11 protein-coding genes are annotated in these 11,554 nt (G+C 70.6%); 8 read left to right on the top strand and 3 right to left on the bottom strand.

Annotated features, from left to right (window positions below; genetic code table 11):
• On the top strand, positions 1–1,027 hold a 1,027-nt coding region (locus OEY_RS0123470; RefSeq protein WP_010596203.1), incomplete at its 5' end, for a SpoIID/LytB domain-containing protein.
• An 87-nt stretch (positions 1,028–1,114) separates the two neighbouring features.
• Here the strand turns inward: OEY_RS0123470 and OEY_RS0123465 are convergent.
• Entirely contained in the window at positions 1,115–2,224 is a 1,110-nt protein-coding gene (locus OEY_RS0123465; protein WP_010596202.1) for a glycosyltransferase, read from the bottom strand.
• Positions 2,225–2,366: 142 nt separating this feature from the next.
• Positions 2,367–2,957, bottom strand: a complete 591-nt coding sequence (locus OEY_RS0123460; RefSeq protein ID WP_010596201.1) for a PadR family transcriptional regulator — start codon at positions 2,955–2,957, stop codon at positions 2,367–2,369.
• A gap of 125 nt (positions 2,958–3,082) precedes the next feature.
• On the opposite strand from OEY_RS0123460, the gene OEY_RS0123455 reads away from it, so the two are divergent.
• The 3 genes from OEY_RS0123455 to OEY_RS0123445 are packed head-to-tail and all read left to right on the top strand — an operon-like array spanning position 3,083 to position 6,620.
• Positions 3,083–4,198, top strand: coding sequence for an aromatic ring-hydroxylating dioxygenase subunit alpha (locus OEY_RS0123455; protein ID WP_010596200.1), 1,116 nt, complete (start codon positions 3,083–3,085; stop codon positions 4,196–4,198).
• A gap of 1 nt (position 4,199) precedes the next feature.
• Positions 4,200–5,210 carry a PDR/VanB family oxidoreductase gene (locus tag OEY_RS0123450; protein WP_010596199.1) on the top strand — a complete coding sequence of 337 codons (1,011 nt, stop codon included), beginning with the start codon at positions 4,200–4,202 and terminating at the stop codon, positions 5,208–5,210.
• Positions 5,211–5,252: 42 nt separating this feature from the next.
• Complete coding sequence (locus OEY_RS0123445) at positions 5,253–6,620, top strand: MFS transporter (protein ID WP_010596198.1); 1,368 nt, start codon at positions 5,253–5,255, stop codon at positions 6,618–6,620.
• A 10-nt stretch (positions 6,621–6,630) separates the two neighbouring features.
• Here the strand turns inward: OEY_RS0123445 and OEY_RS0123440 are convergent, their stop codons facing one another.
• Positions 6,631–7,095: a DUF2231 domain-containing protein gene (locus tag OEY_RS0123440; protein WP_010596197.1), complete on the bottom strand. Its 465-nt coding sequence runs from the start codon at positions 7,093–7,095 to the stop codon at positions 6,631–6,633.
• A gap of 132 nt (positions 7,096–7,227) precedes the next feature.
• On the opposite strand from OEY_RS0123440, the gene OEY_RS0123435 reads away from it, so the two are divergent.
• The 4 genes from OEY_RS0123435 to OEY_RS0123420 form a co-directional block, all read left to right on the top strand.
• Positions 7,228–7,980 carry a MerR family transcriptional regulator gene (locus OEY_RS0123435; RefSeq protein ID WP_010596196.1) on the top strand — a complete coding sequence of 251 codons (753 nt, stop codon included), beginning with the start codon at positions 7,228–7,230 and terminating at the stop codon, positions 7,978–7,980.
• Between the two features lie 73 nt (positions 7,981–8,053).
• Positions 8,054–9,274 (top strand): UDP-galactopyranose mutase, encoded by a 1,221-nt coding sequence (glf, locus tag OEY_RS0123430; RefSeq protein ID WP_010596195.1) that lies wholly within the window; start codon positions 8,054–8,056, stop codon positions 9,272–9,274.
• On the top strand, positions 9,271–11,187 hold the full coding sequence (locus OEY_RS0123425) for a glycosyltransferase (RefSeq protein WP_010596194.1): 1,917 nt from the start codon (positions 9,271–9,273) through the stop codon (positions 11,185–11,187). The genes glf and OEY_RS0123425 overlap by 4 nt, the downstream gene beginning before the upstream one ends.
• A partial coding sequence (locus OEY_RS0123420) for a phosphatase (protein ID WP_010596193.1) occupies positions 11,171–11,554 on the top strand: 384 nt, incomplete at its 3' end. The genes OEY_RS0123425 and OEY_RS0123420, both read left to right, overlap by 17 nt.

The raw sequence follows: 11,554 nt of genomic DNA, 5'->3' as shown, positions 1-11,554 counted from the left end.
GGGGCGGGCCCGCGCCGCCCTGCCGTGGGTCGACCCCGTCGACATGGGTGAGGGCCGGCCCGTCGCCGAACACCTCAAGCTCTGCGGCAACAGCGCCCCCTACCGCGGCTCGCTCGGTGTCGTCCTCGACGGCGCGGCGCCGCGCACCGTCAACCGGCTGTCGATGGAGGACTACCTGCTCAGCGTCGTCCCGGCCGAGTCGCTGCCCAGCTGGGCCGACACCGGCGGGGCCGAGGCGCTGCGCGCGCAGGCCATCGCCGCCCGCTCCTACGCCGCGGCGGAGAACCGCTCGCCGCTGTGGCAGACGTGCGACAGCCAGAACTGCCAGGTGTATGCGGGGTCGAGCAAGGAGGACCCCCGCACGAACGAGGCGGTGAACTCGACCCGCGGCACCGTCCTGATGACGGACGGCAAGGTCGTCGCCAGCGAGTTCTCGGCCTCGACGGGCGGCTACTCGGCCGGTGGCACCTTCCCCTCCGTGGAGGACCTCGGGGACGCCGTCGCTCCCAACCGGCAGTGGGCCGAGACGATGACCGCGGGGGAGATCGGCACGGCCTTCGGGGTCGGCGAACTGCAGGCGTTCGAGATCGTCGGCCGCAACAACCTCGGGGCCGACGGCGGCCGCGTCACCCACGTCCGCATCGTCGGTGCCGACCGCACGGTCGAGACCACGGGTGCCGAGGCGCGCGCCAAGCTGGGGCTGCGCTCCGACTGGTTCACCGTCCAGGAGGGTGCGGAGGCCGCGGTTCCGCCGTCCACTCCCGCGCCCGAGCCCGGTCCCGAGGTCGGCGACGAACCCTTCGAGACCGGCCATGGCTCGCCCATCGAGGAGAAGTACCTCGAGCTCGGCGGGCACGACGGGGCCCTGGGCACCCCGGTCGGACCGGAGCTGATGCTGCCCGACGAACGCGGCAAGTTCCGCGTCTTCACCGGCGGCATCATCGTCTGGACCCCCGACCTCGGCGCGCAGGTGATCGACTCGAGCATCATGCGTGAGTGGCTGCCCGGGACGGGAAGCGCCGAGTAGCACCTGGTTTCGTGGCCGAATGTCACATCGGGTCGATCCGATCGACGCGATGTGACATTCGGCCGGGAGCCCCGCGTCGGTGAACCGCTATCCGGAGGCGCCGAGTACCGCGAGCATCCCGTCGACCGATGCCGCCCAGCCGAACTGCTCGGCGCGACGACGGGCGGAGCGGCGCAGGACGTCGTCGGGGCCGCGGAGTATCTCGTCGACCGCCTCGGCGAACGCCGTTCCGCGGTCGGCCGACAGGGCGCCGCACTCGGGTGTGAGGATCTCCGTCAACGCCGACGAGCGCGACGCCACCACCGGCGTGCCGGCCGCGAGCGATTCGAGCGCCGACAGGCAGAACGTCTCGTGCGGGCCCGGGGCCAGCGACACGTCGGCGGTGGCGAACAGCGCGGCGAGCCGGCGGGCGTCCCCGATGTACCCGGTGAACGTCACCGGGAGCCCTCTGGCTCTGTGTTCCAAGGCATGTCGTCTCGGCCCGTCGCCGGCGACGACGAGGTGCACGTCGTGCCCGCGACGACGCAGCAACCGGGTCGCGTCGATGCTGCGCTCGACCTTCTTCTCGACGGACAGCCGGCCGCAGTGCAGCAGCAGCCGCACCGAGCCCGGTACGAACCGCTCGCGCAGGCCCCGATCGCGACGGGCGGGATGGAAGCGGTCGAGGTCGACGCCGAGCGGCACCCGCACGAGGTTCGGCGTCCCGATGCGGGTGAACTCCGCACCCGCGAACTCCGTCGTGCACACCACCGTGTCGTAGTCCGCAGCCATCCGGCGGTTGGCCAGGTCGGCGGCCCGGCGTGCGGCCGGTGCCGGCAGCGCCTGGCCGAGCAGGCGATCGAGCCGCTCGTGGGAGACGACGACGCTGCGGACGTCGCGCCGTCGCGCCCATCGCCCGAACCCGCGCAGGGTCAGCCGGTCCGACACCTCCACCGCGTCGGGCCGCAGGCCGCGCAGCACGTCCGCGACGCGTCGCGGGTCGGCCACCCGGTATCCGCCGGTCCACGGCACGACCGGCGCCGGAACGGTGATCCGCAGGACCCCGTTCCCGAGCAGTTCCTCGCCGCGCCGGGCGCCGGGCACCACCAGTGCGACGTCGTGCCCGCGCGCGACGTACCCGCCGCCCCACTGGTGCAGGGCGGTGCGCAGGCCGCCGGACCGGGGCCCGTAGAAGTTGGCGAGCTGAACGATGCGCACCGGTCTCAGTGAGCCGGACCGCGGCGACGGGCGCGCCAACGACGCCGGGCGCCGCGGTGAACGCCCGCGGAACCTCCCGATCGCCGCAGGCGTCGCATCCGCGGCGGTGCCTGCACCCCGCGACGTTCCGCCGTGGCCGGGATCAGGGCGACGGAGGGGACAGCTTGTCCACGAGATCCAGGCCGTCGCGCGCCCATTCGATCTCGGCGGTCGCACGGTCGACGAGTCCCTGGTAGGCGAATGCCTTGTAGGCGATGATCCGTTCGTGTTCCTGCGCGGGGTATTTCTCGATGCGGGTGGCGATGGTGGGGTGGGAGGCGTCGAGGATCGAGGCGCGCATCGCGGCCCATCGGGCCCGCTGTTCGGTGTAGTAGTCGATGTGCCGCTGTAGGTTCTCGCGGACGCGGTCGGGGTCGGCCCACTCGAAGTAGGCCGCTCGCATGTGCGGGGCGTCGCGGATCGGCCCGTAGTCCACCGGGGCGTTCATCCAGTCCCGGAAGGCGCGGATGCCGTCGTCGGTGATCGAGTAGCGGGTCTTGGTGCTGTTCGGCCCCCAGCGGACCTGCTCGCCTTCGATCAGGCCTTCCTTCTCCATCCGGCGGAGTTCGGGATAGATCTGCGAGTCGGGGGCGTGCCAGACGAAACCGACGGAGCCGCCGAAGCGTTTGGCGGCGTCGTACCCGGTGAGGGGTTCGGCCGTGAGCAGCGCCAGCAGGGCATAGCGGAGGCTCATCTCGTCCTCACCTCTCGTTTCGGGGACCGGTCTTGCCAACCACTATATCGATAGTTAGTGTGTGGTTCACGTCACCGACTATCTATGTCGATAGGTAGTCTCGCCGATCTTCCCGAAGGAACGACATGACCGATCTGGGGCCCGCCGGGGCGACCGCGAAGAACATGGCCTACCCGCTCGACGCCTGGTACGTCGCGGCCTGGGACCACGAGGTCGGCAGACGCGAGATCCTGGCCCGCACCATCGCGGGCAAGCCGCTCGCGCTCTACCGCACCGAGGACGGCCGGCCGGTGGCCCTCGCCGACGCGTGCTGGCACCGCCTCGCCCCGCTCTCGATGGGCACCCTCGTCGGCGCCGACGGAATCCGGTGCCCCTACCACGGCCTGCAGTTCAACTCCGCCGGCCGGTGCACCCACATGCCCGCCCAGCAGACGATCAACCCGTCCGCGATGGTGGCCTCGTACCCGGTCGTCGAGCGGCACCGCTTCGTGTGGGTGTGGCCCGGGGATCCGATGCTCGCCGACCCCGACACCATCCCCGACATGTTCCAGATGGATTCACCCGACTGGGCCGGCGACGGACGCACCATCGACGTGCAGGCCAACTACCAGCTCGTGCTCGACAACCTCATGGACCTCACCCACGAGGAGTTCGTGCACTCGTCGTCGATCGGGCAGGACGAACTCAGCGAGTCCGATTTCACCGTCACCCACGACGACCGCACCGTCACCGTCACCCGGTGGATGCTCGACATCGACGCGCCCCCGTTCTGGCAGAAGAACATGCGCGACAAGTTCCCCGGCTTCAGCGGCAAGGTCGACCGCTGGCAGATCATCGAGTTCCAGGCGCCGTCGACCATCCGCATCGACGTCGGTGTCGCCAAGGCCGGCACCGGCGCCCCCGAGGGGGACCGCAGCCAGGGCGTCAACGGATTCGTGATGAACACCATCTCCCCGGTCGACGAGAAGACCGCGCTCTACTTCTGGGCGTTCATGCGCAACTACTGCCTCGACAGCCAGCTGATCACCACCCAGACCCGCGACGGCGTCCACGGAGTCTTCGGGGAGGACGAGGCGATGCTCACCGCCCAGCAGAAGGCGATCGAGGCGAACCCCGGCCACGAGTTCTACAACCTCAACATCGACGCCGGCGGCATGTGGGTGCGCAGGATCATCCAGCGCATGATCGAGGCCGAACGGATCGTCGCCGCCGGCACCTCGATCCCCGAGGCGGTGCGCTGAGATGAGTGCCTTCAACCAGCCCTCCTGGCAGCGCGGCCGTGTCGTCTCGACCGACCCTGCGGCCGACGCGATCGCCCGGATCGTCCTCGCCCTCGACACACCGGTCCGAGCGGAACCGGGATCCCACGTCGACGTGCGCCTCGACACCGGCGAGGTGCGGTCCTACTCCGTCGTCTCCACCGGCACCGCCGGCACCGTCGTCTCCGCCGGCGCCGACGGCCGGACCGTCACCCTCGGTGTGCACCTGTCCCCGACCTCGCGGGGCGGATCGCGATTCATGCACGCGCTGCGCCCCGGTGACGAACTCGACGTCACCGCACCGCTGCAGAACTTCCCCTTGCGGATCGGCGCGCGGCGCTACGTCCTGCTCGCCGGTGGTATCGGCATCACGGCGATCTCCGCGATGGGCACGGCGCTGAAGCGGGTCGGCGCCGACTACCGTCTCGTCTACGTCGCCCGCACCCGCTCGGCGGCGGCCTTCCTCTCCGAACTGGCCGCGCTCCACGGAGACCGGCTCGAACTGCACCTAGACGACGAAGGCACCGGCCTCGACGTCGGCACCCTGGTCGACGGCGTCGATGCGCACACCGAGTTGTACATGTGCGGGCCGATCCGGCTGATGGACGCGGTCCGTCGCGCCTGGACGGACCGCGAGCTGCCCCTGCCGAACCTCCGGTACGAAACCTTCGGCAACAGCGGCTGGTTCGACGCCGAGGAGTTCGTCGTCAAGGTTCCCGACCTCGGCGTCGAAACCACCGTCGGAACCGACGAGTCCCTGCTCGACGCACTCGAACGCGCCGGCGTCGACATGATGTTCGACTGCCGCAAGGGCGAATGCGGTCTGTGCCAGGTCGGCATCGCCGCGGTCGACGGCGCCGTCGACCATCGTGACGTCTTCTACAGCGAAGAGCAGAAGGCGGCCGCGACGAAGTTGTGTGCCTGCGTGTCGCGAGTGGTGCGCCGTCCCGGCGCCCCCGCCGTGCCCGGCACCGTCACCCTCGCCGTCCGCTGACGGCCTGGTCATCGGATACACCCTCCCTCAAAGGAATTCGGCATGGACCTTCGTGCTCGCATCGACACGTCGCCGATGCGCCCCTACCAGTGGCTGATCGTCGCCCTGTGTGTAGTGCTCAACATCCTCGACGGCTACGACGTCATGGCCCTGGCCTTCACGGCCAAGAGCATCGGCGCCGACTTCGCGCTCGGCGGCTCGGCGATCGGTGTGCTCCTCAGCGCCGGGTTGATCGGCATGGCCGTGGGCGCGGTCACCCTCGCCCCGGTCGCCGACCGGATCGGCCGCCGGCCGCTCATCCTCCTGTCGGTCGCACTCGCCACCGCCGGAATGGCGCTGTCCGCCACCGCAGGATCGGCATGGCAGCTCGGTACCTGGCGTGTGCTCACCGGTCTCGGCATCGGCGGAGTGCTCGCCTGCACCACCGTCATCGCCAGCGAATACTCCTCGGCGCGGTGGCGCGGCCTGGCCATCAGCATCTACACCGCCGGGTACGGCGTCGGCGCCACACTCGGCGGATTGGCCGCGGTGGGCCTGCAGACCGAATACGGTTGGCGGGCAGTGTTCGTCGTCGGTGCGGTGCTGACCGGAACGGTGCTGGTGCTGCTGGCCGCGCTGCTGCCGGAATCGATCGAATTCCTCGGCGCCCGCGGCCGAGACGGCGACCTCGCGTCGATCAACCGGATCGCCCGTCGTATCGGCCAGGACCCGATCCACTCGCTCGACGGCTCCAGCCGCGACGCCGGGGCGGGGGCCGGCCGCATCGCGGACCTCTTCACCGGAAGCCGCGCCCGTCCAACCCTCCTGCTGTGGGCGGCGTTCTTCACCACCATGTTCGGCTTCTACTTCGTCAATTCCTGGACCCCGTCGCTGCTCGAGACGGCCGGCCTGACCAAGGATCAGAGCGCGACCGCCGGCATGATGCTCACCCTCGGCGGCACGGTCGGCTCCGTGCTGTTCGGCGTCCTGGCCAGCCGGTGGTCGACTCGGTCCGTCCTGATCACCTTCACCGGCCTGTCGGCTGCGGCCATGGCCGTGTTCCTCGCCTCGATCTCGGTGCTCGCCGTCGCGTTCGCGCTGGGAATCGTGATCGGCGGTCTGATCAACGGCTGCATCGCCGGTCTGTACACCCTCGCCCCGTCCCTCTACGGCCCGCGGGTGCGCAGCACCGGCGTCGGCTGGGCCATCGGCGTCGGCCGCGCCGGCGCGATCCTCGCCCCCACCGCCGCGGGCATGCTGCTCGACGCGGGCTGGTCACCGGCGCAGCTGTACTTCGCCGTCGCCGGCGTGGTCGTCCTGGCCGCGGTGGCGCTGTTGCTGCTGCGACCGGCACGCACCCCGGTCGCGGCCCCGGACGCAGCGGCGCCGGACGCAGCGGCGCCGGACGCAGCGGCGCCGGCAGCGGTCTGACGCACTGTCGCTACGGCAGCCGTCCGGTCCACACGGCCTCGGCGCCGGACTCGCCGACCCGGACGGTCTGCACCGTCGCACCCACCGCGGCGACGACGGCCAGCACGGCCGCGACGACGATCAGGGCTCGTCGCCCGCCGCCGTCGTCGCGGCCGCGCAGCACGTGCGCACCCGCGAGCAGCATCGTCGCGGCGAACAACAGCGCGACGACGAGGGTCATCGTCTCGCCGAGTTCCTCGTGCGTCTCGATCAGCGGGGACGGGCCCAGGACACCGGCGAGCTGCTCGCCGGTCTCGGCGGTGATCGGGGTCAGGACCAGCGCCGCGGCCGCGAGCACCACGACCGGCCACAGCAGGCGTCGCCGCGCGGCCGGCCACAGCGCGCACAGGACCAGTCCCAGCGACACCAGGGGCACCAGAACGACGACCCCGTGCACGAGCAGGGGGTGGGCGGGCAGTCCGCTGATCAGCGTCATACCGTCTTTCCTTCCGGCCGGAGCATCAGGGAAACCGTAGGCGGGGATCCGGACGAACGGGACCCGAACGCGCTTGACGTTGACGCAGCGTCAAGACGCATCCTGGGGATACCCGACGAGAGAGGCCCGCGAATGAAGGGCGAATGGTCCATCCAGGAACTGGCCCGCGCGGCCGGAGTCACCAGCCGCACGCTGCGTCACTACGGCGACGTCGGCGTGCTCGAGCCCAGCCGCACCGGCCCGGGCGGCATGCGGTTCTACGACGCCGACGCCCTGGTCCGGCTGCAGCGCATCCTGCTGCTGCGTGACCTGGGCCTGAGCCTGCCCGCCATCGCGGAGGTGCTCGAGGGACACCGCGACGCCACCGCGGCGCTGCGCGTGCACCTGGAACTGCTCGAGCACGAGCAGCGGCGGCTGGCCCGGCAGATCGAGTCGGTGCGCACCACCATCCGCAGAACAGAGAGAGGTGAGGAACTGATGGCGGACGAAGTGTTCGACGGGGTCGACCACACGCAGTACCGCGACGAGGTGATCGAACGCTGGGGCGAGGACGCCTACGAGAGCAGCGACCGCTGGTGGCGGGGCATGAGCGACGACGAGCGGGCGGACTGGAAGACCGTCGCCGCCCGCCTGGGCGCGGACTGGACGGCCGCCGCGGCCGCCGGCCTCGACCCCGCCGGCCCGGAAGGACAGGACCTGGCCCGTCGCCACATCGCGTGGCTCGGCAGCATCCCCGGCACCCCCGGGTACGGGGCGCAGCCGAACCGGGACTACGTCCTGGGCCTGGCCGACATGTACGTCGCCGACGAGCGGTTCGCCGCGAACTACGGCGGCCCGGACGGTGCGACGTTCGTCCGGTCTGCCCTGCGGGCCCACCTCGCCTGACCCGTGTGTGTTTCCGGTCGCTCCCGCTACCGGAAACGCGCACGGGCGCGCGGGTCGCCTACCCTGGTCTTCCGTGACCGCTGCACCCTCGCCCCAGCCTGCCACCGGTGAGTACGACCTGATCGTCGTCGGCTCCGGGTTCTTCGGACTGACGATCGCCGAGCGTGCCGCCACGCAACTCGGCAAACGCGTGCTCGTCGTCGAGCGCCGCCACCACCTCGGCGGCAACGCCTACTCCGAGCCCGAACCCGAGACGGGCATCGAGATCCACAAGTACGGTGCCCACCTGTTCCACACCTCCAACAAGCGGGTGTGGGACTACGTGAACCGGTTCACCGACTTCACGAACTACCAGCACCGCGTGTTCGCGATGCACAAGGGACAGGCCTACCAGTTCCCCATGGGGCTGGGGCTGGTGTCCCAGTTCTTCGGCCGGTACTTCAGCCCGGAGGAAGCCCGGGCCCTGATCAGGGAGCAGGCCGCCGAGATCGACACCGCACAGGCGCAGAACCTCGAGGAGAAGGCCATCTCCCTGATCGGCCGGCCGCTCTACGAGGCGTTCGTGCGCGACTACACCGCCAAGCAGTGGCAGACCGACCCGAAGGAACTGCCCGCCGGCAACATCACCCGGTTGCCGGTCCGCTACACCTTCGACAACCGGTACTTCAACGACACCTACGAGGGCCTGCCCGCCGACGGCTACACCGCGTGGCTCGAGAACATGGCGAAGGACGAGAAGATCGAGGTGCGGCTCGACACCGACTGGTTCGAGGTGCGCGACGAGATCCGCGCCGCGAGCCCCGAGGCCCCGGTGGTCTACACCGGCCCGCTCGACCGCTACTTCGACTACTCCGAGGGCCGGCTCGGCTGGCGCACCCTCGACTTCGAGACCGAGGTGCTGCCCACCGCGGACTTCCAGGGCACCCCGGTGATGAACTACAACGACGCCGACGTGCCCTACACCCGCATCCACGAGTTCCGGCACTTCCACCCCGAGCGGGACAGCTACCCCGCCGACAAGACCGTGATCATGCGCGAGTACTCGCGCTTCGCCGGTAACGACGACGAGCCGTACTACCCGATCAACACCCCGGAGGACCGCGCCAAGCTGACGGCCTACCGGGAGCGGGCCAAGCGGGAGGCCACGGAGAACAAGGTGCTGTTCGGCGGCCGGCTCGGCACCTACCAGTACCTCGACATGCACATGGCCATCGCGAGCGCCCTGAGCATGTTCGACAACGCCCTCGCGCCGTACTTCGATTCGGGCACCCCGCTGGCGGGGGACGCCTCGTGAGCGCCCGGCACCTGCTCGTCGAGCCCGACGCACCCGTGGACGAGCGGCTCGGCAAGGCGCTGCTGCAGCGGGTGATCCTGCCGCGTCCGGGTGAACCGCTCGACGTGCGCACCCTCTACCTGGAGGAATCGCCCACCAACGCGCGGCGCGCCCACGCCGTCGGCCGGACGTCGCTGAACATCGGCGCCGAGTCCGAGGTGTCGATGTGCACCTACTTCAACGCCTTCCCGGCGAGCTACTGGCGACGCTGGAGCACCCTCACCTCCGTGGTGCTGCGACTCGAACTCACCGGGCACGGCCGGGCCGACGTGTACCGCTCGAAGGCCGACTCGAGCCGCATCCACGTCGAGGGCCGCGAGTTCTCCGCCGCGCACGACGCCGCGACGGTCGAGTTCGAGATCGACCTCGGCCCCTTCGAGGACGGCGGCTGGATCTGGTTCGACATCACCACCGACTCCGACGTCACGTTGCGCTCGGCGGGGTGGTACGCGCCGGTCGAGGCGCCCGGCGAGGCCTCCGTCGCCGTGGGCATCCCCACCTTCAACCGCCCGACGGACTGCGTGAAGGCCCTCGTCGCCCTCGCCTCCGATCCGCTGGTCCTCGACGTCGTCGACGCCGTGATCATTCCGGACCAGGGCACCCGCAAGGTTCGGGACGAGCCCGGCTTCACCGAGGCGGCGGCCGCGCTCGGCAACCGGCTCGCCATCCACAACCAGGGCAACCTCGGCGGCTCGGGCGGTTACAGCCGCATCATGTACGAGGCGCTGAAGACGACCGACTGCCCGTACATCCTGTTCATGGACGACGACATCGAACTCGAGCCCGACTCGATCCTGCGCGCTCTCGCGTTGTCCCGGTTCGCCAAGAGCCCGATGCTCGTCGGCGGTCAGATGCTCAACCTCCAGGAACGCAGCCACCTGCACACGATGGGCGAGGTGATCGACCGGGCGAACTTCATGTGGACGGCGGCGCCGAACGTCGAGTACGACCACGACTTCTCCACCAAGCCGCTGCGCGACCGCGAGCAGTCGAAGCTGCTGCACCGGCGCATCGACGTCGACTACAACGGCTGGTGGATGTGCATGATCCCGCGGCAGGTGGCCGAGGAGATCGGTCAGCCGCTGCCGCTGTTCATCAAGTGGGACGACGCCGAGTACGGGCTGCGGGCGCGTGCCGCCGGCTACCCGACCGTCACCATGCCGGGCGTCGCGATCTGGCACATGGCCTGGAGCGACAAGGACGACGCCATCGACTGGCAGGCGTACTTCCACCTGCGCAACCGTCTCGTCGTGGCGGCACTGCACATGCCGGGCGACGGACGTGGCCTGGTCCTCGACACCGTCAAGGCCACGCTCAAGCACCTGCTGTGCCTCGAATACTCGACGGTGGCGATCCAGAACAAGGCGATCGAGGACTTCCTGGCCGGCCCGGACCGTCTGTTCGAACTGCTGCCCACCGCGCTCGGGGAGGTGCACGCGCTGCGCAGGCGGTTCTCCGACGCCGTGGTGCTGCCGTCGTCGACCGAGCTGCCGCTGCCGTCGGGTGCCGAGGTCGGGGCGGTCGGCGAGCCGCGCGGCGCCGTCGGCAAGATGGTGCGGCTCGCCAAGGGCCTGGTGCACAACGTGCGGCCGGCGCATCCGGAACACCACGAGCGCCCGCAGCTGAACGTGCCCACCCTCGACGCCCGCTGGTTCCTGCTCTCGCAGGTCGACGGTGTGACCGTGACCACCGCGGACGGGCGCGGCGTCGTCTACCGTAAGCGCGACCCACGGCAGGCGCAGGCGTTGTTGTCCGAGGCTGTGCGGCTGCGCCGGGAGCTTGCCCGCAGGTTCCCCGAGTTGAAGGACGAGTACCAGGCCGCGGTTCCCGCCCTGACGAGCAAGGAGGAGTGGGAGCGTGTCTTCGAATCGTGAATGGCCGACCACCGAGGCCGAGATCCAGGTGCTGCAGGCCGTGCAGTCCACGGTCGGTTCGCGTCCCGGGGCGCTCGCGGCGGCTCGGGGGTTGTCGCACTTCGGTGAGCACGCCTTCGGCTGGGCGGTGATCGGCGGTGTCGGGGCACTGGTCGACCGCCCGCGCCGGCGCCGCTGGGCCGGTGTCGCGGTCGGCGCCGTCGGTGCGCACGCCGCGTCCATCGTGGTCAAGCGGGTGGTGCGGCGGCCGCGGCCCGTGGACCCCACCGTCCAGGTCAACGTGTCCACGCCGAGCCGGCTCAGCTTCCCGTCCTCGCACGCCACCTCGACGACGGCCGCTGCCGTGCTGCTCGGCCGGCTGACCGGG

This window comes from Rhodococcus sp. P14, from assembly GCF_000256505.1.
GTDB classification, from domain to species: domain Bacteria; phylum Actinomycetota; class Actinomycetes; order Mycobacteriales; family Mycobacteriaceae; genus Rhodococcus; species Rhodococcus ruber.
This window is presented reverse-complemented; position numbering and strand designations above follow the sequence as displayed.

Coding starts and splice junctions, on each gene's coding strand:
- OEY_RS0123460 (WP_010596201.1), bottom strand. CDS start 2,957: ATGAGCCTCCGCTATGCCCTGCTGGCGCTGCTCACGGCCGAACCCCTC.
- OEY_RS0123455 (WP_010596200.1), top strand. CDS start 3,083: ATGACCGATCTGGGGCCCGCCGGGGCGACCGCGAAGAACATGGCCTAC.
- OEY_RS0123445 (WP_010596198.1), top strand. CDS start 5,253: ATGGACCTTCGTGCTCGCATCGACACGTCGCCGATGCGCCCCTACCAG.
- OEY_RS0123440 (WP_010596197.1), bottom strand. CDS start 7,095: ATGACGCTGATCAGCGGACTGCCCGCCCACCCCCTGCTCGTGCACGGG.
- OEY_RS0123435 (WP_010596196.1), top strand. CDS start 7,228: ATGAAGGGCGAATGGTCCATCCAGGAACTGGCCCGCGCGGCCGGAGTC.
- OEY_RS0123450 (WP_010596199.1), top strand. CDS start 4,200: ATGAGTGCCTTCAACCAGCCCTCCTGGCAGCGCGGCCGTGTCGTCTCG.